The 20,411-nt window shown below is 39.0% G+C and carries 20 protein-coding genes; 12 read left to right on the top strand and 8 right to left on the bottom strand.

The window, feature by feature from the left end; translation table 11 throughout:
• Positions 1-49: 49 nt before the first annotated feature.
• The 3 genes from yaaA to FK178_RS00510 all read right to left on the bottom strand — a co-directional run bounded on the left by yaaA (position 50) and on the right by FK178_RS00510 (position 2,692).
• A complete protein-coding gene (gene yaaA / locus FK178_RS00520; RefSeq protein ID WP_146829982.1) occupies positions 50-811 on the bottom strand; it encodes a peroxide stress protein YaaA in 762 nt (253 codons plus the stop codon).
• Positions 812-1,014: 203 nt separating this feature from the next.
• Complete coding sequence (locus FK178_RS00515; RefSeq protein ID WP_240793861.1) at positions 1,015-2,088, bottom strand: RluA family pseudouridine synthase; 1,074 nt, start codon at positions 2,086-2,088, stop codon at positions 1,015-1,017.
• Positions 2,057-2,692 (bottom strand): PASTA domain-containing protein, encoded by a 636-nt coding sequence (locus tag FK178_RS00510; RefSeq protein WP_146829980.1) that lies wholly within the window; start codon positions 2,690-2,692, stop codon positions 2,057-2,059. The genes FK178_RS00515 and FK178_RS00510 overlap by 32 nt, the downstream gene beginning before the upstream one ends.
• A 101-nt stretch (positions 2,693-2,793) precedes the next feature.
• Between FK178_RS00510 and FK178_RS00505 the strand changes: the two genes are divergently transcribed.
• Together FK178_RS00505 and coaD are read left to right on the top strand one after the other, a co-directional pair.
• Positions 2,794-3,765 carry a D-alanine--D-alanine ligase gene (locus tag FK178_RS00505; protein ID WP_146837327.1) on the top strand — a complete coding sequence of 324 codons (972 nt, stop codon included), beginning with the start codon at positions 2,794-2,796 and terminating at the stop codon, positions 3,763-3,765.
• 83 nt (positions 3,766-3,848) lie between these two features.
• Positions 3,849-4,310, top strand: coding sequence for a pantetheine-phosphate adenylyltransferase (gene coaD / locus FK178_RS00500; protein WP_146829978.1), 462 nt, complete (start codon positions 3,849-3,851; stop codon positions 4,308-4,310).
• A gap of 1 nt (position 4,311) precedes the next feature.
• Here the strand turns inward: coaD and FK178_RS00495 are convergent, their stop codons facing one another.
• Complete coding sequence (locus FK178_RS00495; protein WP_240793860.1) at positions 4,312-6,603, bottom strand: TonB-dependent receptor family protein; 2,292 nt, start codon at positions 6,601-6,603, stop codon at positions 4,312-4,314.
• A 160-nt stretch (positions 6,604-6,763) separates the two neighbouring features.
• Between FK178_RS00495 and FK178_RS00490 the strand changes: the two genes are divergently transcribed.
• A complete protein-coding gene (locus FK178_RS00490; protein ID WP_146829976.1) occupies positions 6,764-8,515 on the top strand; it encodes a M14 family metallopeptidase in 1,752 nt (583 codons plus the stop codon).
• On the opposite strand, the gene FK178_RS00485 is transcribed toward FK178_RS00490, so the two are convergent.
• Complete coding sequence (locus FK178_RS00485; protein ID WP_146829974.1) at positions 8,483-9,106, bottom strand: NUDIX hydrolase; 624 nt, start codon at positions 9,104-9,106, stop codon at positions 8,483-8,485. The genes FK178_RS00490 and FK178_RS00485 overlap by 33 nt on opposite strands.
• A gap of 7 nt (positions 9,107-9,113) precedes the next feature.
• Here FK178_RS00485 and pyrE point away from each other — a divergent pair, with 7 nt between their 5' ends.
• Both pyrE and FK178_RS00475 read left to right on the top strand, forming a co-directional pair.
• Positions 9,114-9,755, top strand: a complete 642-nt coding sequence (gene pyrE / locus FK178_RS00480; RefSeq protein WP_146829972.1) for an orotate phosphoribosyltransferase — start codon at positions 9,114-9,116, stop codon at positions 9,753-9,755.
• A 2-nt stretch (positions 9,756-9,757) separates the two neighbouring features.
• On the top strand, positions 9,758-10,150 hold the full coding sequence (locus tag FK178_RS00475) for an SRPBCC family protein (protein ID WP_146829970.1): 393 nt from the start codon (positions 9,758-9,760) through the stop codon (positions 10,148-10,150).
• On the opposite strand, the gene FK178_RS00470 is transcribed toward FK178_RS00475, so the two are convergent.
• On the bottom strand, positions 10,147-10,878 hold the full coding sequence (locus FK178_RS00470; protein WP_146829968.1) for a biotin--[acetyl-CoA-carboxylase] ligase: 732 nt from the start codon (positions 10,876-10,878) through the stop codon (positions 10,147-10,149). The two genes, FK178_RS00475 and FK178_RS00470, sit on opposite strands and share 4 nt — an antisense overlap.
• A 93-nt stretch (positions 10,879-10,971) precedes the next feature.
• Between FK178_RS00470 and rsfS the strand changes: the two genes are divergently transcribed.
• The 6 genes from rsfS to FK178_RS00440 all read left to right on the top strand — a co-directional run bounded on the left by rsfS (position 10,972) and on the right by FK178_RS00440 (position 15,840).
• On the top strand, positions 10,972-11,343 hold the full coding sequence (gene rsfS / locus FK178_RS00465; protein ID WP_146837321.1) for a ribosome silencing factor: 372 nt from the start codon (positions 10,972-10,974) through the stop codon (positions 11,341-11,343).
• Between the two features lie 17 nt (positions 11,344-11,360).
• On the top strand, positions 11,361-13,409 hold the full coding sequence (gene ftsH / locus FK178_RS00460; RefSeq protein WP_146829966.1) for an ATP-dependent zinc metalloprotease FtsH: 2,049 nt from the start codon (positions 11,361-11,363) through the stop codon (positions 13,407-13,409).
• A gap of 95 nt (positions 13,410-13,504) precedes the next feature.
• Positions 13,505-14,116 (top strand): LUD domain-containing protein, encoded by a 612-nt coding sequence (locus FK178_RS00455; protein ID WP_146829964.1) that lies wholly within the window; start codon positions 13,505-13,507, stop codon positions 14,114-14,116.
• A 3-nt stretch (positions 14,117-14,119) separates the two neighbouring features.
• Entirely contained in the window at positions 14,120-14,923 is an 804-nt protein-coding gene (locus tag FK178_RS00450) for a phosphatidate cytidylyltransferase (RefSeq protein ID WP_146829962.1), read from the top strand.
• Positions 14,913-15,590: a phosphatidylserine decarboxylase family protein gene (locus FK178_RS00445; protein ID WP_146829960.1), complete on the top strand. Its 678-nt coding sequence runs from the start codon at positions 14,913-14,915 to the stop codon at positions 15,588-15,590. Before FK178_RS00450 ends, FK178_RS00445 begins: the two co-directional genes overlap by 11 nt.
• The gene (locus FK178_RS00440) at positions 15,574-15,840 is read left to right on the top strand and encodes an acyl-CoA-binding protein (RefSeq protein WP_146829958.1); all 267 of its coding nucleotides are present in this window, start codon (positions 15,574-15,576) and stop codon (positions 15,838-15,840) included. The genes FK178_RS00445 and FK178_RS00440 overlap by 17 nt, the downstream gene beginning before the upstream one ends.
• Positions 15,841-15,876: 36 nt before the next feature.
• Here FK178_RS00440 and FK178_RS00435 read toward each other — a convergent pair whose 3' ends face one another.
• A complete protein-coding gene (locus FK178_RS00435; RefSeq protein WP_146829956.1) occupies positions 15,877-18,507 on the bottom strand; it encodes a valine--tRNA ligase in 2,631 nt (876 codons plus the stop codon).
• Positions 18,508-18,638: 131 nt separating this feature from the next.
• Between FK178_RS00435 and FK178_RS00430 the strand changes: the two genes are divergently transcribed.
• Entirely contained in the window at positions 18,639-19,022 is a 384-nt protein-coding gene (locus FK178_RS00430; protein ID WP_146829954.1) for a DUF1573 domain-containing protein, read from the top strand.
• Between the two features lie 38 nt (positions 19,023-19,060).
• On the opposite strand, the gene FK178_RS00425 is transcribed toward FK178_RS00430, so the two are convergent.
• Complete coding sequence (locus FK178_RS00425; protein WP_146829953.1) at positions 19,061-20,404, bottom strand: aspartyl protease family protein; 1,344 nt, start codon at positions 20,402-20,404, stop codon at positions 19,061-19,063.
• Between the last annotated feature and the right edge of the window lie 7 nt (positions 20,405-20,411).

Below are 20,411 nucleotides of genomic sequence, written 5' to 3'. Positions count from 1 at the left end.
AAAAAAGACCCCCAGCGGGAGTCTTTTTTTATACCTGGATAATACAGGATCATCTTATGAAAACCAACTCATTCTTTTTTTCAGATTCGTTTTCACTGTAACGGTAACCGTCATAATCAAATGCTTTCAGGCCTTCAATGTCTTTTACATTTTTATCAATAATGTACCGAACCATAGATCCCCGGGCTTTCTTGGCAAAGAAGCTTATGATCTTTAATTTCCCGTTCTTAAGGTCTTTGAAAACAGGAGTTATTACAGGAACTTTTAATTTTTTGATATCTATCGCTTTAAAATACTCATTACTCGCAAGATTGATGAAAATTTCATCTTCTTCCATTTCGGCATTAAGCATATCTGTCACCTTTTTTTTCCAGACCCCGTACAGATCTTTTTTGCGGTCTATCCCTATAGATGTACCCATTTCTAACCTATAAGGCTGAATAAGGTCCAGAGGTTTTAATATACCGTACATTCCGGAAAGTATCCTCAGGCTATCCTGCAGCCTGTCAAGTTTTTCAACAGGAATTGTATACGCGTCAAGTCCTGCATATACATCTCCGTTAAAAGCATAGACAGCGGGTCGGGAATTCTTTTTAGTATGTTCAGGCTGAAAATTTTTGTAGCGCTCGTAATTCTGAAGAGCAAGTTTCTCGCTTATATCCATCAACTCCCCTAACTTCTTTTTACTTATCCCGGAAAGTTTTTTATTCAGCTTTACGGCGGTTTCGGTGAAGGCCGGCTGTGTACCACGGGTAGTAGGCAATTTGGTGGTGTAATCCAGGGTTTTGGCTGGAGAAATAACTATTTTCATTTAAATATATCTTTATTCTCTATTTGGAAAGTAAAAATAGGATTTTGAAAAGAAGGAACAAATCAACTTGTTTTTAGATTTATGATGATGCTATTGATATGTTCTATCCTGCGTGAGGGATAGAGGCATTGTTGGAGCTCTCCCGACCTAAGGAGGGAAGCGACTGCCGAAAGCCCGACCCCAATTTTTATTGGGGGCACGCCCTACTCCTCCAGATAATCCTTTTGATTTATGGAATAATTACGCCATTTTTCAATACAATCTACCATATCCTGAGGCAGGGGAGTTTCAAAACTCATCCATTCTTTGGTTACGGGATGTACAAACCCAAGCGTTTTTGCGTGTAGTGCCTGCCGTGGAAGGATCTTGAAACAATTCTCTACAAACTGCCGGTACTTTGTAAACGTAGTACCTTTAAGGATCTTATCGCCTCCATATCGCTCATCATTGAAAAGGGTATGCCCTATGTGTTTCATATGAACCCTTATCTGGTGCGTTCTTCCGGTTTCAAGTTTACAGGAAACCAGTGTTACATAACCTAAGCGCTCAAGCACCTTGAAATGGGTAATGGCCGGTTTTCCATTCTCTTCATCATCTCCCAAATACACGGTATTTTGAAGTCGGTTTTTAGGGTGGCGACCTATATTACCTTCAATAACCCCTTCATCTTCCTCAACATTTCCCCAAACCAGAGCTACGTATTCCCTGGAACTGGTCTTTTTAAAAAATTGTTTGGAGAGATGGGTCATGGCAACCTCTGTTTTTGCAATTACCAAAAGGCCGCTGGTGTCCTTATCTATACGGTGTACCAGCCCAGGGCGTTCACTGCTGTTGTTTGGCAAATTCTCTATATGATATACCAATGCATTTATTAGGGTGCCACTGTAATTCCCATGGCCGGGATGCACAACCATTCCTGCCGGTTTATTTACAACCAGCAATGAATCATCTTCAAACACTATATCCAGGGGAATATTTTCCGGCGTGAGCAGGAATTCATACGGCGGGTGCTCAAACATTACCTGAACTACATCTCCCGGTTTCACCTTATAATTAGATTTTACCGCCACATTATTCACGAAAATGTTTCCGTCCTTGGCCGCTTTCTGGATCTTGTTGCGGGTAGCATTTTCAATATAGTTCATCAGGTACTTGTCTACCCGAAGCGGTTGCTGGCCTTTATCTGCCGTAAACTTATGGTGTTCGTAAAGATCGTCGTCCTGAGATTCAAGTTCAGGGTCTATATTAGAATTCGTCATTAAAATCTTCTGTATCATATTGTTCCCCATCCACCTGCAGGCTGTCATCTTCTTCACCTTCCAACCTGTAACGGTCTGATCCATCTCCAAGAACAAGATCTATCACAGATGTCTTCATTAATTCATCCCCCGGTTGAACCAGTTTTCCTTTATGTCTTAATTCCAGTACGGCATCTTTGGCAATGTCTGGTTTAAAGGTTACATCTCCAATTTCAAACCCCAGTGATCTTAGGGTAGGCTCTACCTGGCGACGGGTTCTTCTAATAAGGTCCGGCACCTCAACTTTTCTAAATCCCGAAGGATTGAGCGTTAGGTATATCTTCCTATTTTCTTTTACATGTTTTCCCGGTAAAGGAACCTGGTCTATCACTGAATATTTAGGATAGTCCGGATTAAAATTGGCCGAATCCAGGATCTCAAATCTCAGGTCCAGCTCGTCCAGCCTGTCTTCAACTACATTTAGTGAAAGACGCGAAAGGTCCGGCACTTCAATTCTCTGGTCTTGATTGGTAGAAAAATCCAACCATTGTAGTGTTAAAAAAGCAATTATTATTAAAGCAAGAACGGCTAACCCCAATTGAATTAAAAAGGTTTTGCTGAAGATAAATTTAAATAGGCTCATAAATTTTTTATAATATGCAAAGATATAAAAACGGGCGGGTTTTGGTGACCCACGTGAATAGTCATATTTTTGTTAACGAAAATTATGCCTCATTATTTATTATGAAGAAAAAAATAGCCATCGCAATGGGCGGTTATTCCAGTGAATACCGCATCTCTATAAACAGTGGAAACATGGTTTATAAAAATCTTGACCGTTCCAAATATGAGCCTTACAGGGTGCATATTATGCAACATGAGTGGTTTGTGGTGGCCGATGATGATACCCCATATCCTATCAATAAAAGTAACTTCACGGTTAAGATCAAGGATAAGGTGATCGTATTTGACTGTGTTTTTAATACTATTCACGGTACTCCAGGTGAAAATGGTTTATTACAGGCATATTTGAACCTCGTAGGCATCCCGCAAACCTCCTGCGATTTTTACCAGGCAGCACTTACCTTTAATAAAAGGGATTTAATAAGTGTTTTGAAACCCTACGGAATTAAAACAGCGATCAATTATTTCCTGAACAAAGGAGATGAAGTTCTCGTGGATGAAATAGTAGGAAAAGTGGGCTTGCCCTGTTTTGTAAAAGCCAATAAATCCGGCAGCAGTTTTGGTATCACCAAAGTAAAAAATGCCGAAGATCTTGAACAGGCCATTAAATTTGCGTTTAAGGAAGATGATGAGATAATAATTGAATCTTTCCTTGACGGAACAGAAGTTTCGGTGGGGGTTATAACCTACAAAGGAGAAGTACTTGCCTTACCTGTTACAGAGATCGTTTCAGAAAACGAGTTTTTTGACTACGAGGCAAAATACCTTGGAAAATCGCAGGAGATCACTCCCGCGAGAATTTCAGACGAGCAAACCCTGGAGGTGCAGGAGATCGCAAAGCACATTTATTCCCGACTCAAAATGAGAGGCCTTACACGGTCTGAATTTATTTTCCATAACAACCAGGCTCATTTTATTGAAATGAATACAACTCCCGGTTTAAGCGAAGCCAGCATTTTACCCCAACAAGCAGCCAAAGCAAACATTAGCCTGACCGATCTTTTTGGAAGCGCCATAGAAGCTGCCCTTTAGAAGAGTAAATAATTTCCAGGGTGGTGTAATTTCCGGAAATAATAAAACATCCTATTTGATTATATTTGTTAAAACCTTCATTTATGAAAATAGCCGTTTTCCCCGGATCTTATGATCCCATTACCCTTGGGCACGTAGATATTATTGAACGCGCACTTCCCCTTTTTGACAAGATCATCCTGGCTATTGGAGTAAATGCCGATAAAAAATATATGTTTCCCCTGGTAGACAGGGTAAAGTTTCTGGAAGAAACTTTTGAAGAAGAAACCAAAATTGAAGTGATGACCTATAAAGGTTTAACTGTTGATTTTTGTAAGGAAGAAAATGCAGGTTTTATTTTACGCGGATTAAGGAATGTAATAGACCTTGAATTTGAAAAGACCATTGGCCAGACTAATTTCAAAATGGCAGGGATAGAAACCGTATTTTTGATAGCTTCATCTGGCAAAGAGCATATATCCTCGACTGTGGTGAGAGATGTAAGAAAAAACGGCGGGGATTTTGCCTTTATGGTTCCCGGGCCTGTGAGCCGTTACGACCTTTAATTTAAAACCGGAAGGTCCCACCTATTCCTGTATAATAATTCCTGGGATTTCCGGGATAATAATAACGCGGCGCTGCTGCACCAAACCCAATCGCGTTAGTAAGCACACTGGAAGCATATTTATCATCTAAGGCATTGTTCACCCCACCACTTACAGTAATTTCAAGGTTTTTAAGGACCTCAAAACCATAGGTAGCTTTTAAATTAACAAGCTTATAATTATTGGTAAAAAGGGAATTGGCATCATTCAAAGGAATTTCTCCCACTGCAAGAAGGTTGGAGTAAATAGAAAAACTGCCATAACTAATATCCAAACCAAGATTCACTGTGCTTTCGGGGACTCCCGGGATTTTATTTCCGCTAAAGTTATTATCCCTATCTTCAAATTCCTTAAATTCAAAGAAATTAAAGGAAGCATTGAAATAAGGTTTTATGCTGAAATCTTCAAAAGGAACATACAGGTAATTTATAAACATCTCTACCCCGTTATGGGTGGTTTTTCCCGCATTACGGCCAATGTATCTATCCTCGGCCACCCGTTGTGCAACCAGCAGGTCTTCTATTTGTATGGAATAAAATGCAACTTCTGTATATAGATTGTTACCCAACCAATTTCCTTTAAACCCCGCTTCATAATTAATACCGGTTTCAGGTAATAAATCTGTGTTTATTTGCCCTTCGGGGGTTAATGTCTCGGCAACTGTAGGTGTAGAAAACCCATGACTCACAGAGGCATAAAAATTCTTTCCCCGCTGTAATTCATAAGTAGCTCCTATTCTTGGCGATAGAATGGTTTTGAATTTATAATCGCCAGTTTGATCCACTTCATCTTCTACAAACAGATCTGTAAGACGATATTGGGTGGAATTTATATTAACCCCCGTTTCAATTTTAAATTTGGCAGAAAGTTCCATTTCGAGCTGGGCAAATATGTTGGAATAATTTCTATCCTGTTCATTATTGCTTAATCTGGAGCCTAATACACTTCCAATATTCTCAAACTCGCGGTATAAATTTTCAAAAGTGCCGCTTTCATACCATTCCCGGTAATATTCTGCACCAAAGCTTATCCTGGTTAATTTTTCAAAAACCGCGGTTTCCAAATTGAATCGGGACCGTGCCCCTGCGGATACCCTCTCCTCTTTTAAAATATCAAATGGACGGGGTTCATAAGCATCCCGGAAATTTAAATAAACAGTGGTGGTATTGGCGAGAGTGGGAGAAAACAAATGCTCGTAGGAAACTCCCAGCATTCCCCGGTCATAGGACTCAAAACCTTTTGCCGCTGCCCAATTGGAAGCGGCAGATTCCGGTGAATTTATTAAAGCCTCTTCTGTAATTGAACTTGGTATAAAAGCTTTGAGCCTGGTAAAATTGGTAAGAAAGTTAAGTGAATTTCCACCGGCAGTTTGAAGCTTAACATTTGCCAGTAAAGATTTTCTTTCATATTCCCCGTTCTCTCTAAAACCGTCAGTTTGGAGATCATTGTAATTTATAAACACATTAGTGTTATCTGAACCGTGAGATGCTGAAACAGATTTCCTGGTCATATTGTAACTTCCAAACAATGTGTTTACAGAAGCAGTTGTGCCCCTGCCCGCTTCTTCAGCAAAGAGATTGATCACTCCCCCGAGCCCGGCACCGTACAAACTTGAAGCCGGCCCCTTAATCACCTCAACCCGTGAGATCGCTTCAGGATCAATATCATCTAGAGTCAACTCCCCTTCAGCAGTTGTTAAGGGAAATCCGTTAAAGTAAGCCTGTATGCGGTTGGTGCTGTATTGGGAACGTGCACCCACACCCCGAATATTTAATTTGGTTGTATTCAAGGCCCCCTGGTTCACATATACACCGGGAACATTATTAAAAGCCTGGGCAAAATTGGTGGGGTCTGTTTTTTCAAGGTCTTGACGGCTCAATACGCTCACGGCGGCCGGTATACGGTGTAGTTCCCCGGGAATGTGGGTGCCTCGAATTATTACTTCTGAAAGATTTTCTAATAAAGGAATGAGATAAATATTTACCACACCTTCCTCTTTAATTTGGATATTAAGCGATTCAAATCCCGAAGCTGAAAAACGAAGATCTACCGGTAAGGTTTTGTAATCAATTTGAAATGCCCCGTTTGGTGCAGAGAGAACCTGAGTTTGCGAGTCCAGGTTTTGAACTATCACATTACCAACAGGAAGCTCTGTAGAGGTATTCTTAACAATGCCTTCAATTTGCTGGGCATTTATTGTTCCCAAATAGAACATAATAGAGATTATCAGGAAGACTTTTGCCGGATCTTTCACTTAGCTGGTTTTTTTTGAATAAAAGTAAGCCTTATTCAAGGATAGTAAAATGTGTGGAAGCAAAAATATACATTTACCGCGCACTAATGGGGCTTTCAATATTAGTTTTGGTGGCGTTAAGAGATTTAAGTAAGTTTATATTATTAATGGCAAGCTTCTTATGAAAAAAATCTATGTAGCACTCCTGGGGTTTACTCTCCTCATTTCTTGCGATTTATCTAAATACAGGCTGGTTGAAAATTATAATTTTGAAACAGTTTTTGAAAGCTCCAAGGGGCAGGAAACAGCTACTTACAGACAGGTTATTGATTATTATGAACAATTGGCAGAGGCGTTTCCAAGTATTACACTTCAAAAATACGGGGAAACCGATAGCGGGGAACCATTACATCTTGCCATTTATAGCCCTGGTGAAGATTTTGATCTAAATAAATTAAGGGATAACCATACCATTGTTTTCATTAATAACGGTATTCACCCGGGAGAAAGCGACGGAATTGATGCAACTATGTTGTTATTCAGGAATCTGGCCATGGATTCTTTGGCAACTCCAAAAAACACTATTTTAGTAACTATACCAGTGTATAATATTGGTGGTGCTTTAAACAGGAATTCTACCTCAAGGGCAAACCAAAATGGCCCTGCGGAATATGGTTTCAGAGGCAATGCCCGCAATTTTGATCTCAATAGGGATTTCATAAAGGCCGATACTAAAAACACCCGTAGTTTTGCTGAAATTTTCCATACCGTTAGTCCGGATATTTTTATTGATACCCACGTAAGCAACGGGGCCGATTATCAATACACCCTTACCCATTTATTCACCCAACACAACAAACTGGGAGGGGAACTGGGAGAATATCTAGAAAACCGAATGATCCCTTCATTTACAAAATCCCTTTGGGAACATGACTGGGAGATCACACCGTATGTGAACGTATATAATGAAGTACCGGACAAAGGATTTAATCAATTCCTGGATACTCCCCGCTATTCAACAGGATATGCCACCTTGTGGAACACTCTTGGACTTATGATTGAGACGCATATGTTAAAACCATACAGTGAGCGGGTGGAAGGAACTTACAGGGCATTATTATCAATAATCGCTGTTTCTGAAAGGGATTGGTCTACCATTAAAGATCTAAGAGCCCGTGCCCAAAGAAAATACCTTACAGAACGTTATTACCCGGTGAACTTTAAAGTTGACAGCAGCGCCAGTTCAAAGATCACTTTTAAAGGTTATGAGGGAGAAACAATTACCAGTGAGATAACAGGGATGAACCGGCTACGGTATAACAGGGAAAAACCTTTTGAAAAGGAGATAGATTATTTTAATAATTACATTCCACAGGAACGAATTGAAATTCCACGGGCTTATGTTATCCCCCAGGGTTGGTGGAATGTAATAAACGTTTTAAAAGATAATAAAATTGAAATGACACCGTTTAGCCGCGATACTGTTCTGCAGGTTGAGGCATACCGTATTGAGGATTTTGGAACCCGCACCACTTCCTATGAAGGCCATTATCCTCATTATAACACTAAAGTTTCCAAGACTATTGAAAATGTAAAATTCCGAAAAGGTGATATGTATATAAAAACCTTTCAGCCGGGAGTGAGATATTTACTCGAAACCCTGGAACCTATTACCACAGATTCTTTCTTTAACTGGAATTTCTTTGATGGAATTCTTCAACAAAAAGAAGGTTTTTCGTCTTATGTTTTTGAGGATGAAGCAAAGAAAATGCTTTCGGAGGATGAAGCCATTAACGAGGAATTTCAGGCTGAAAAACGAGGCAATCCGGAATTTTCAAAAAATGCCTATGAGCAGTTAAACTGGCTCTATAAAAGGTCTGGACACTATGAAAGCTCCCATTTACGCTACCCTGTCTTTAGGGTTAGCCGTTAAATATTCCTTTGGAAAAAGCAACTTAATATTGGAGTAAGATTTGGTAAGGGCTTTTTTTGCTTTTTCAAAGTTTTTCCATTTTACCTTTTTAATACCCTCTGTATGTTCGGGTATCAATTCCCCTTCAAAGTTGGAATGCATTTCATACCAGTGAGTAACTTTTAACCTGTATTTGTCCTTACGTTTAAAAACGTGGTAAGTCTCTTGCAGAAAACCGGTGATCTTTAGATCCTGTACGCCGGTTTCTTCCATTACTTCCCTAATAGCAGATTCTTCCAGTGTTTCACCCTTTTCAACCTTTCCTTTTGGAAGATCCCATCGTTTATTTCTGTAAATGAATAAGGTCTCTTTTTTATCATTTATAACCATACCCCCGGCGGCAATTACAACCGGTAATTTTTTGAAAAGATGTTTAAGCAACTTCTCTTCCTTTTTATGGTAAAGATTTACATAAAGCAATTGCCCCTCATTGATTTGCTTAATAATTCTTTTAAATTTGACGGTTTTAATGGGAAGCGAGGTATACTTTTCGTCATAATCTTTGTTTGTAGACAGAATTATAGCAATATCATTTACAAAAACTTTATACATTTGCAGTATGATTTTAAATAAAGAAACAGCAATTAAAACTGCTGAATTGTTGTTGCAAATTAAAGCAATAAAATTAGAACCACAACAACCCTTTACATGGGCCAGCGGATGGAATTCACCTATTTACTGTGATAACCGCATTATTTTATCCTATCCTCCAATTAGAAATTACATTAGGGAACAATTTGCCCGGCAAATTGAGGAATTATATGGAAAACCCGATGTTATTGCCGGGGTAGCGACCGGCGCCATTGGTATTGGTATGCTTGTAGCCGAATATATGAACCTCCCATTTATTTATGTAAGGCCGGAAGCAAAGGGACATGGCAGGAAAAACCAGATTGAAGGAGTGCTGCAAAGTGGCCAGACGGTGGTAGTTATAGAAGATCTTATAAGTACCGGTAACAGTAGTTTAAATGCTGTAAAAGCACTGCAGGAAGCTAAGGCAAACATCAAAGGAATGATGGCCATTTTTTCCTACGGTTTTAAAACTGCAGAAGACAATTTTCAGGCGGCAGGAATTGAACTTCATACCCTGGGAACTTATGAGCAACTTATTGAAACTGCCCTTAAAACAAATTATATTAACACTACTGAAGCCGAAACTTTGCAAGCCTGGCGTCAGGATCCCAGTAACTGGAAACCATAAATATGAATTTAGAAAGCCCAAAAGTAACTACGCAAAAAAGCCAGCAGGAAATGTTCAATTTTCTTACTACTGTTGAGAATTATGAACAGGTAATGCCTTCTTCCCTGGAAAAATTTGAGGTAACAGGAAATGATTCATTTTTATTTTCCCTGAAAGGAATGCCTCAAATTGAATTACAGATTAAAGAAACCAGGGAACCGGAATTGATCGTTCTTGGCTCCACCTCAGATAAATTTGATTTTGCCATAGACCTTGTTATTGAGCCGGCAGGAGAAACCCAGAGTGATGTACAATTGTTGTTTAACGGGAAATTCAATGCCATGATGGCTATGATGGTAAAAGGCCCATTGAATAAGTTTATCACTACCCTAAGCGAAAATATCCAGAAGGTTTAAAAAAGCAGTTTTAATTCCTTCAGGTCAAACAACCTTATATCTACATCCTCCACTTCTACCTTTAAAAGGCCGGTGGAGGTTACACCTCTTATAATACCTGTAAGAAATTCTTGTGACGCCAACTGGAAGGTTGAGACCTTATTCCTTCTGAATAAATAATTTTCATAATTACGCAGCACCTCTTCAGAAGGAGTAAGCTCCAGGCTTTTCAAATTTTCATCCAGTTTATTTAAAATTACTTTGAGTAATTTTTCAATATCATAATCCTTTCCACTAATGCTTTTTAGGGAAGCTGCTTTGGGCAACAAGGGAAATATCAATTGATTAATATTAAGTCCAATTCCAATAATGGAAGCTGCTATCCTGCCATTGTTTAAAATATTTTCAATAAGAATTCCACCCACCTTAAAATTCGCTGCCATTATGTCGTTGGGCCATTTTAATTTTAAATGGTTAATTTTTAGATCCCTTAGCACTTCCATAATAGTAATTCCCACCATCGCACTAAGTACAAATTGGTCCTGAATTTCAATAGCGGGATGGGGGTATACCACACTCATAGTAAGGTTTTCCCCCGCATTGGAAACCCAGCCTGCTCCACGTTGCCCCCTGCCCGAAGTTTGCTCAAAAGCTACAATACAAAAGGGTGCTGAATTTTTGTTGGAGTGATACCATTCGCGGGAGAGTGTGTTGGTAGATTCAGTGGCACTAACTTTGATAATATGCATTGGAAGATGGACTAGAGACTTACGATAAATGTTATGTTAACAGGCCGTGTAAAAGACTAAAAAGTAATAACTTTGCGTAAAGAACGAAATTTAATGGCAAAAAAAGAAACGAACAACGATCAACTTATAGCTCAGATTATAAAAGGAATTGAAGAGGTTAAGGGAAATAATATAGATATTCTTGACTTAAGAGAAATTGAAAATACCGTTTGTGATTATTTTGTTATCTGTAGTGGTACTTCAAATACACAGGTAAACGCCATAGTAAACTCCATACAAAAAACCGTAAGTAAATCTCTGAAAGATAAACCCTGGCATGTTGAAGGTGGTGATAATGCTGAATGGGTTTTAATGGATTATGTAAATGTAGTTGTTCATGTATTTCAAAAACACATAAGGGAGTATTATGATATAGAGGGTTTATGGGGAGATGCGAAGATCACCTCTATAGAAACAAATTATTAAAAATTAATTAAGCAAGAATGGCTAAAAAGCAAGCAAATAAAAAATTAGAACCGCAAAAACCTAAGTTCAGTGCTTACTGGATCTATGCGGCGATAATTATTATATTTTTAGGAATAAATTTCTTTGGAGGTGGAGGATTCAATGAACCGGCAAAAACAAATCCTGCCGAGTTTGAATCTTTTTTAAGAAATGGTGATGTAGAAAAAGTGGTAATTGTAAACCGAAACCAGGCAAAAGTTTACTTAACACCTGAAGCCAAGGGAAAGGACATACATAAAAAAGCTACAGAGAGTGAAATGTTTGCAGGAGGTGATAATCCTGCCTATACTTTTGAATTTGGAGATCTCCAGAATTTTGAAAATACCATACAGGCAACCAAAGAAGCAAATAACCTCGATACTGTAGTCACCTACAGCACCCAATCTAATGTTTGGGGAGATATTCTCCTTACCCTGTTGCCGTTTGTACTTATAATCGGGATCTGGATATTCATTATGCGAAAGATGAGCTCCGGGGCCGGTGGTGGTGCTGGAGGACAGATTTTCAACATTGGAAAATCCAAGGCAAAGCTCTTTGATCAAAATACCGATGTAAAAACTTCATTTAAAGATGTTGCCGGTCTTGAAGGTGCCAAAGAAGAAATACAGGAAATTGTGGATTTCTTAAAGCAACCTGAGAAATATACTGCCCTGGGAGGTAAAATTCCTAAGGGAGCGCTACTTGTAGGGCCTCCGGGAACGGGAAAAACCCTACTCGCAAAGGCAGTGGCCGGTGAGGCAAAAGTGCCTTTCTTCTCATTATCGGGATCAGATTTTGTTGAAATGTTTGTAGGGGTTGGAGCTTCAAGGGTTCGTGATCTCTTTAAGCAGGCAAAGGAAAAATCCCCTTCTATTATTTTTATAGATGAAATTGATGCAATTGGACGGGCAAGAGGAAAAAGCAATTTCTCCGGTTCCAACGATGAAAGGGAAAATACCTTAAACCAGTTGCTTACTGAAATGGATGGTTTTGGCACCAATACGAATGTAATTGTACTTGCCGCTACCAACCGGGCAGATGTTTTAGATAAAGCCTTAATGAGGGCCGGACGTTTTGACAGGCAGATCTATGTAGATCTTCCGGATGTAAGAGAACGTAAGGAGATCTTTGAAGTTCACTTACGCCCAATAAAGAAAGTAGCAGAAGAACTTGACATAGACTTTCTTGCCAAACAAACCCCGGGATTTTCGGGTGCAGATATTGCTAACGTATGTAATGAGGCGGCATTAATTGCGGCCCGTAAAGGAAATACAGCAGTAGGCAAACAGGATTTCCTGGATGCGGTAGACCGTATTGTGGGAGGTCTTGAGAAGAAGAATAAAATAATTACACCCGCAGAGAAAAAGGCAATTGCTTTCCATGAAGCAGGACATGCTACTGCAAGCTGGATGCTTGAGCACGCAGCACCTCTGGTAAAAGTTACTATAGTTCCACGGGGCCAATCCCTTGGTGCAGCCTGGTACTTGCCTGAAGAAAGACTTATTGTACGCCCTGAGCAAATGTTGGATGAAATGTGTGCTGCCCTTGGTGGTCGTGCTGCAGAAAAAGTAATATTCAACCAAATTTCTACCGGCGCCCTAAGTGATCTTGAAAAAGTTACAAAACAGGCGCGCGCAATGGTTACAATTTACGGCCTGAATGAAAAACTTGGAAACCTCACGTTTTACGATTCCAGTGGCCAGAGTGAATATAACTTCACCAAGCCATACAGTGAAAAAACATCTGAATTAATAGATAAGGAAATTTCAAATCTTATTGAATCCCAATATCAACGGGCAATTGCGCTTTTAGAAGCCAATAAAGATAAATTAACCCAACTGGCGGACATCTTACTGGAGAAAGAAGTCATCTTTAAAGATGATCTACAAAAGATCTTTGGTGATAGACCTTATGATGTTAAGGAAGAAGTTCCCCTAGTTACCAAAAAAGGGGCCAGCGGCCCTAATGCGGTTGAAGAGGCAGGAAACGATGCAATAAACCCCGCAGAGGATACCGAAATAACCGAAGACTCTTCGGTTAATAAATAAATATAGATTCTACTGTAAAAAATCTTAATTTGACCACGTGTTAGATTAAGATTTTTTACCTTTGGAATACATGTGCTTTAACCCCTACTCTTAATATGAGTCTATTTAGGAAATTTTTAAACCCAAAATCTAAATCAGACAAAGATCAGGAAGCTCCTGAAAAGGCTGATCGGGGAAAATATATGCCAGACGTAAAACTTCCTACAGACGAACGTTTTATGCTCAATTTCAAAAATAACGGCGGCAAATTCCTTTATTGTGAAAATGACAAGGAAGTTATGGAGGCTTTTGATAATATCCTTCATGAAAATGACTGGTATGAAACCACCAGCTGTTGTTTTGACCCCAATTTGAAAAGTAAGTTTGACAAATTTAACCTTGAATTTACCAAAACCGGCAACTCTTCTTTTTTTCTCTCTACCTGTGAATATTTAATTGCCAATGACGGGTCCATACTTATTTCTTCCAACCAGATCAAGGAAAAGAAATTAAATGAACTTCCTACCAATTTTATAATCCTGGCTTCTACAAGTCAGCTTGTAGATACCATTGGGGAAGGATTGAGAGGTATTAAATCAAATAATAAAGACCGGATCCCTTCAAATATTACCACTATTAAAAGTTTCGAAACTCAAAAAGAAGGGGATTTTATGAGTTATGGAAGTAGCACAAAAAACTTATATTTGCTGCTTAGGGAAGATCTATAACTTATGAGGGAATCTATTATTCGAACAGTTTCGGGATTACTGTATATTTCTATATTGGTAGTTTCTATACTTTCTTCTGAATTTATCTTTATTTCCCTGTTTTTCCTTCTTGGATTTGTTTGCCTGCTCGAACTGGAAAAGCTTTTGCGCCTTAAAAGCTACGCTCTATATGGGGTACACATTATTTTCTTTCTGTTGTTCAGCTATTGGAAATTCTCCCCGAATGCAACCCTGGTATTATTAAGCATTACGATTTTTGTAAATATGTTCCTTGTAAAGGATCTTTTATTCATTAGAAAAATTCCGGTTTTTGAAAAGAAAAAATATATCATCCTTATATTTTATCTTATCTCCTCTATAGTCTTCTTAACGCTTATTCCCACTTATAATGGGGTTTTTAACCCTTATCTCATTGTTGGGGTTTTTGTATTGATTTGGACTAATGATACTTTTGCTTATATTGTAGGAAAGAATTTTGGAAGGAATAAGCTCTATGAGAAGATCTCGCCCAATAAAACTGTAGAAGGATTTCTTGGCGGGTTGATCTTTAGCTGTATTGGAGGTTACTTTATTTTCAGGTTTACCCATTACAGGGATGTACCTTTCTGGTTGGGAATGGCCGTGATATTAACCATTTTTGGAACTTTGGGTGACCTTATTCAATCCAAATTCAAGAGACAGGCCGGAGTGAAAGACAGCGGAAAGTTAATGCCCGGTCACGGGGGTCTTTATGATCGCCTGGACAGTATAATTTTCTCGAGCCCATTTATTTATGCTTACTTATTAATTATAGATTATGTTTCATAAAGAAGGATATAGGATCATACTTTTCACTGCAATTTTGCTTATTGCGGTTAATATTATTTCATATTTATCTATCAATACGTATTGGGTGAGTTTTGCCATTTTGGTGACTAGCATTCTAATTTTAATTTTAATATTACAATTCTTCAGGAATCCCAAGCGGCCAACCCAGGAAAGCGATACCCACATTGTCTCCCCGGTAGATGGGAAAGTAGTGGTAATTGAGGAGGTCTTCGAAAAAGAATATTTCAAGGATAAGAGACTGCAGGTATCCATATTTATGTCTCCAATAAATGTGCACGTTACCCGTTATCCAATTGGGGGTACAGTTAAATTCAGCAAATATCATCCCGGCAAATTTTTGGTTGCCTGGCATCCAAAATCCAGTGAAGAAAATGAACGTACCACTGTTGTAGTCCAAAATCCAGGCGCTGGCGAAGTTTTATACCGCCAGATCGCAGGAGCCCTTGCCAAGAGAATTGTTAATTATGCAGAAGTTGGACAGGAAGTACGGCAGGGAAGTGACAGCGGATTTATTAAATTTGGTTCCCGTGTAGATGTTTTTTTACCTTTGGGCACTAAATTAAATGTTAGCCTGCAAGACAAGGTCAAGGGAGGAATGAGCATAATAGCTAATATTGAAAAAATAAATAATGACAGAGATATCTGATCATAGATTTTCCAGGGCCTATGAAATGGCCTGTACTACCAATTTGAAATTTGCGCCAGATATTATGCTGCACTTCTATGCATATTATAAAAAGGCCACCCACCAGAATGGTATTTACCGGCCGGCAAATGAAGAAGATCTTCGCAACGGCTTTAAGGCAAATGCCCTCCTACAGGTTGAAAATCTTACCCGTGAGGAGGCGAGAAAAAAGTATGTTGAGATGGTGGAAAAACATATAGGAGAGGTGTAACACCTCTCCTACTCTATTTATAATAGGATTTATTATCTACGCGAGAGACTTTAACCTTGCTTCCAGCACCTGAATTTTCGCTTGTGCATCTGCCTGCTTAGCCTTTTCTATTGCTACAACACTCTCGGGTGCGTTGTCTACGAACTTTGAATTGGAAAGCTTCTTTTCTACAGATTGTAAGAAACCTTTGGTATACTCAAGTTCATCGCTTAATTTTTTAATTTCGGCCTCTACATCTACAGCACCTTCAATTGGTATAAAATACTCATTTGATTTTACGCGGAAGGACAATGCTCCCTCCACCTGAGTATCTACATTATTAATGGCTGAAACGTTCCCCAATTTTTGGATAATAGAATTAAAACGGGAGGAAACTTTTTCAGGATTTAAAATATCCAGGGAAATTTGTTCTTTAAAGGAGATATTTTTAGATTTTCGAATGTTCCTGATACCGCCAATAACTTCCGAAGCAAAAGAAAACTCTTCAATAATTTCCTCATCGATATTTCCGGATTCCGGCCAACGGGAAATTATTAAAGCCTCTTGTGGAGTACGATCTTTTAATTGCTGCCAGATCTCTTCAGAAATAAACGGAGTAAATGGGTGCAATATTTTCAGGTTATCCTCAAGAATAGCAATTATCTCATTATAGGTTTTTTGGTCTATAGCTTCTCCAAAGGGAGGTTTTACCATTTCCAGCAACCATGAACAGTAATCATCCCACACCAGTTTGTAAGTAGCCATTAAGGCATCGCTCATTCTGTATTTTGTGTAATGGTCTTCTATTTCCAGTAATGTTTTCTGAAATTTTGACTGGTACCACGCAATCGCCATAGCCGAAGCTTCCGGCTGGTCTTTTGCAGGATCTATCTCCCAGCTTTTAATAAGCCTGAAGGAATTCCATATTTTGTTTATAAAGGCGCTGCCTTGTTTGCAGAGGTCCTCATCAAACATAAGGTCATTACCGGCAGGAGAACTAAGGAGCATCCCTACACGAACCCCATCTGCCCCATATTTATTGATTAGTTCAAGAGGATCTGGAGAGTTTCCAAGGGACTTAGACATCTTGCGGCGTTGCTTATCCCTTACAATCCCTGTTAAGTAAACATTGGTAAATGGTTTTTCTCCCCTAAATTCATAACCTGCAATGATCATTCTTGCCACCCAGAAAAATAAAATTTCGGGAGCAGTAACCAGGTCATTGGTAGGATAATAATAGTTGATCTCTTTATTGTCCGGTTCCAGTATTCCGTTAAATACGCTTATGGGCCATAACCAGGATGAGAACCAGGTGTCCAGGGCATCGGCATCCTGTTTCAGGTCATTTAGCGAAAGTTCTTTATTTCCTGTAGCCACCTTAGCTTTCTCCAAAGCAGCTTCTGCAGTTTCAGCTACTACAAAATCTTCCTGCCCTTCACCGTAAAAGTAAGCGGGGATTTGCTGTCCCCATAAAAGTTGCCGGGAGATGTTCCAATCCCGTACATTTTCCATCCAGTGCTTGTAGGTATTTAAAAACTTATCGGGAACAAGATTCACTTCTCTATCCAAAACAGCATCTAAAGCTGGCTGGGCAAGATCTTTCATTTTCAGGAACCATTGATCGCTCAACTTAGGTTCAATAACCGCTCCTGTGCGTTCACTGGTTCCAACTTTATTGATATGATTTTCGGTCTTTACAAGTACGCCCATTGCCTCAAGTTCCTTTACAATTTCCTTACGGGCAACAAACCTGTCCATTCCTTTATAATGCAAACCAAAATTATTAAGACTTGCATCATCATTTAAAATATCTATAACTTCCAGATTATGCTTTTCTCCAAGCACTTTATCATTCTCGTCGTGGGCAGGAGTAACCTTTAAACATCCGGTTCCAAATTCAATATCTACATATTCATCCTCAATTATTGGAATAACACGGTTTGCTATAGGCACCACCGCCTTTTTCCCTTTTAAATGAGAAAATCTCTCATCGTTTGGGTTTATACATATAGCCGTATCACCCAGAATTGTTTCAGGACGGGTGGTGGCTATGGTAACTGTTTCATCACTCCCTTCTATCTTATAACTCAGATAATACAAATTTCCCTGCTTTTCCTGGTAAATTACCTCTTCATCACTAAGGGTTGTTTTGGCTTCCGGATCCCAGTTTACCATCCTGTACCCACGATAAACAAGCCCTTTTTCATAAAGGTCAACAAAAACCTTGATAACAGAGGCAGACATGGAATCATCCATGGTAAATTTAGTACGCTCCCAGTCACAGGAGGCACCTAATTTTTTTAATTGTTCCAGGATAATACCTCCATGTTTGTGAGTCCACTCCCAGGCATGTCCCAAAAATTCTTCCCGGCTTAGATCATTTTTATTGATCCCTTCAGATTTTAATTTGGCAACCACCTTTGCTTCTGTGGCAATAGAAGCGTGATCTGTTCCCGGCACCCAGCAGGCATTAAATCCTTTAAGGCGTGCGCGGCGAATTAATACATCCTGTATTGTATTGTTCAACATATGGCCCATATGTAAAACCCCGGTCACATTGGGAGGAGGAATAACTATGGTATATGGTGTCCTTTCATCTACTTCTGAATGAAAATAATTATTTTCCATCCAGTATTTATACCATTTCTCTTCAACTTCCTGAGTATTATATGCTTGGGCTGTGGCCATTTGTGGTCTGATTTTTGAAATAATTGCAAAAGTACTTATAAGTTGAGGATTAAAAAAGAAGTAGTTTATGTTATCTGCTTTTGAGTTAGCCATAAAACACCTTATCTTTACTTAAGTAAAACATAGGAATTATGAAAAGAGTAGTCACATTTTTAATAGTGGTATTGGCCGGGATTTCTACAATGACGGCACAAAATACCCCCAAATTTCAGTTTAAAGCTGAAACAATCGATTACGGAGATATTAAGAAAGGAAGCGACGGTACCAGGGTTTTTGAATTTGAAAACATTGGCAATGCTCCCCTTATCATAGAGAATGTATATTCAAGCTGCGGTTGCGCAGTACCCTCCTGGACCAAATCACCAATAGCCCCCGGAGGAAAGGGTGAGATCGTGGTAAAATATAATACAGATATTGTAGGACCTATAAGAAGGACTATAAGCATCTATTCAAATGCAGATGAAGCTACTAAAGCTATCAAAATTAAAGGAAAGGTGCTAGACCCGGACGCTTAACAAAATGAATTTCAAACTCCCGGAAACGGGAGTTTTTTTTATAATATCCTTTTCAAAACAAAAGAGATCTTCCGCTCTACCCCATCTCTTTCAATAAGAAAATTCACACTTTTTCCTTCCCTGGAACTTAAAAGATATGAGATTTGAGATAATGTAAATTTATATGCATCTCTTCTGTTTATCTTTAAAATGATATCACCTACCTTGAGACCGGCAAGACTTGCCGGAGAATCCGGCCGTAGCTCTGCAACCTTATATTGAGGCTCAAGGGAATATTTCACTTCATAGGTGCTTTTATATACCATATTCCCGGCGGCGGTATTATTAACATCGTCTTCCCGAAGCGACAGGGGATTTCGCATGATATCCTTGATAATGGAAAACCCATCATGGGCAATCACCACCCCGCTCATATCATATTCAAAAGGCTCAGAAAAGGTTTTGTTTGGTTTTAGCCTCATTTTTTTTCCGGGATAATCAATAATAACATTAAAACGCTTGAGGATTTGGGCTCCAATACTTCCATTTCGTTGAGCAAATGTTTCAATACCCTTGAAATATACAGTATCGGGAAAACTGGCAGTTACCTCCCTTAAAACATTATTCCCAAAGTGAATTTCCTTAATTCGGCTGCGCTTACCATAAACGCTTCCTCCAATACCAAAGCCCAGGAAATCTGTAAAATTATTTTCAGGAATTACAATTCCATCATTCTCTTTGCTGAAAAGCCATACAGCATCACCAGACCCACTGTCAACCAGGAGATTCAAAGGGATGCTTTCCCCTTCGATCCTCCCTGAAATATTTATATAAGGTTTATTCTTTACAAAGGTTAAGGGCAGGTCATCACATTTACGGCAATTGGGATAGGTAAAATGCCTTGGATCATAAGCCGTGAGTTCCATTTTTAAATAATTGAAGGATATTACAAAATCGCGAAACAGATCATAACCAATAATACCATGTATGGGCACCCCCATCCTGTTGGAAAGACTAAGAGGATTATCAAAAACCAGATAACAACTAAGGTTTTTATTTACAGCCTGTCCAATTTTCACCTCATTCCCGGAAGATTTTAATGCTTTAATAGGCTCACCCTCTCCCAGCCCCCGCAGGTAAATAGTTTCGGTATTTTTTAAATTTACCGTGTCATTATCTCCAATAGAAAACAGAATAGTTGAATCTACCCCGGTATCCAATAAAAAAGACAGTTCCACTCCATTGATCTCCAGAGGAATTATTACAAGATCATTTACAAGCTCAAACCTGAGATCAAATTTATCCTTATTATTTTCAATAATAAAGCGCGGCTGAGCCCTTGCTGAATTCAGAAAGAAAATTGAAAAAAGAAAGAAAAAATATACAGCTTTCAATTTTTTCATTAAAATA

Source organism: Antarcticibacterium arcticum, from assembly GCF_007993795.1.
Classification (GTDB): domain Bacteria; phylum Bacteroidota; class Bacteroidia; order Flavobacteriales; family Flavobacteriaceae; genus Gillisia; species Gillisia arctica.
The sequence above is the reverse complement of the archived record's forward strand: the minus strand, read 5'-3'. Positions and strand labels throughout refer to the sequence as shown.

Coding starts and splice junctions, on each gene's coding strand:
- yaaA (WP_146829982.1), bottom strand. CDS start 811: ATGAAAATAGTTATTTCTCCAGCCAAAACCCTGGATTACACCACCAAA.
- FK178_RS00515 (WP_240793861.1), bottom strand. CDS start 2,088: ATGATACAGAAGATTTTAATGACGAATTCTAATATAGACCCTGAACTT.
- FK178_RS00510 (WP_146829980.1), bottom strand. CDS start 2,692: ATGAGCCTATTTAAATTTATCTTCAGCAAAACCTTTTTAATTCAATTG.
- FK178_RS00505 (WP_146837327.1), top strand. CDS start 2,794: ATGAAGAAAAAAATAGCCATCGCAATGGGCGGTTATTCCAGTGAATAC.
- coaD (WP_146829978.1), top strand. CDS start 3,849: ATGAAAATAGCCGTTTTCCCCGGATCTTATGATCCCATTACCCTTGGG.
- FK178_RS00490 (WP_146829976.1), top strand. CDS start 6,764: ATGAAAAAAATCTATGTAGCACTCCTGGGGTTTACTCTCCTCATTTCT.
- FK178_RS00485 (WP_146829974.1), bottom strand. CDS start 9,106: ATGTATAAAGTTTTTGTAAATGATATTGCTATAATTCTGTCTACAAAC.
- pyrE (WP_146829972.1), top strand. CDS start 9,114: ATGATTTTAAATAAAGAAACAGCAATTAAAACTGCTGAATTGTTGTTG.
- FK178_RS00475 (WP_146829970.1), top strand. CDS start 9,758: ATGAATTTAGAAAGCCCAAAAGTAACTACGCAAAAAAGCCAGCAGGAA.
- FK178_RS00470 (WP_146829968.1), bottom strand. CDS start 10,878: ATGCATATTATCAAAGTTAGTGCCACTGAATCTACCAACACACTCTCC.
- rsfS (WP_146837321.1), top strand. CDS start 10,972: ATGGCAAAAAAAGAAACGAACAACGATCAACTTATAGCTCAGATTATA.
- ftsH (WP_146829966.1), top strand. CDS start 11,361: ATGGCTAAAAAGCAAGCAAATAAAAAATTAGAACCGCAAAAACCTAAG.
- FK178_RS00455 (WP_146829964.1), top strand. CDS start 13,505: ATGAGTCTATTTAGGAAATTTTTAAACCCAAAATCTAAATCAGACAAA.
- FK178_RS00450 (WP_146829962.1), top strand. CDS start 14,120: ATGAGGGAATCTATTATTCGAACAGTTTCGGGATTACTGTATATTTCT.
- FK178_RS00445 (WP_146829960.1), top strand. CDS start 14,913: ATGTTTCATAAAGAAGGATATAGGATCATACTTTTCACTGCAATTTTG.
- FK178_RS00440 (WP_146829958.1), top strand. CDS start 15,574: ATGACAGAGATATCTGATCATAGATTTTCCAGGGCCTATGAAATGGCC.
- FK178_RS00435 (WP_146829956.1), bottom strand. CDS start 18,507: ATGGCCACAGCCCAAGCATATAATACTCAGGAAGTTGAAGAGAAATGG.
- FK178_RS00430 (WP_146829954.1), top strand. CDS start 18,639: ATGAAAAGAGTAGTCACATTTTTAATAGTGGTATTGGCCGGGATTTCT.
- FK178_RS00425 (WP_146829953.1), bottom strand. CDS start 20,404: ATGAAAAAATTGAAAGCTGTATATTTTTTCTTTCTTTTTTCAATTTTC.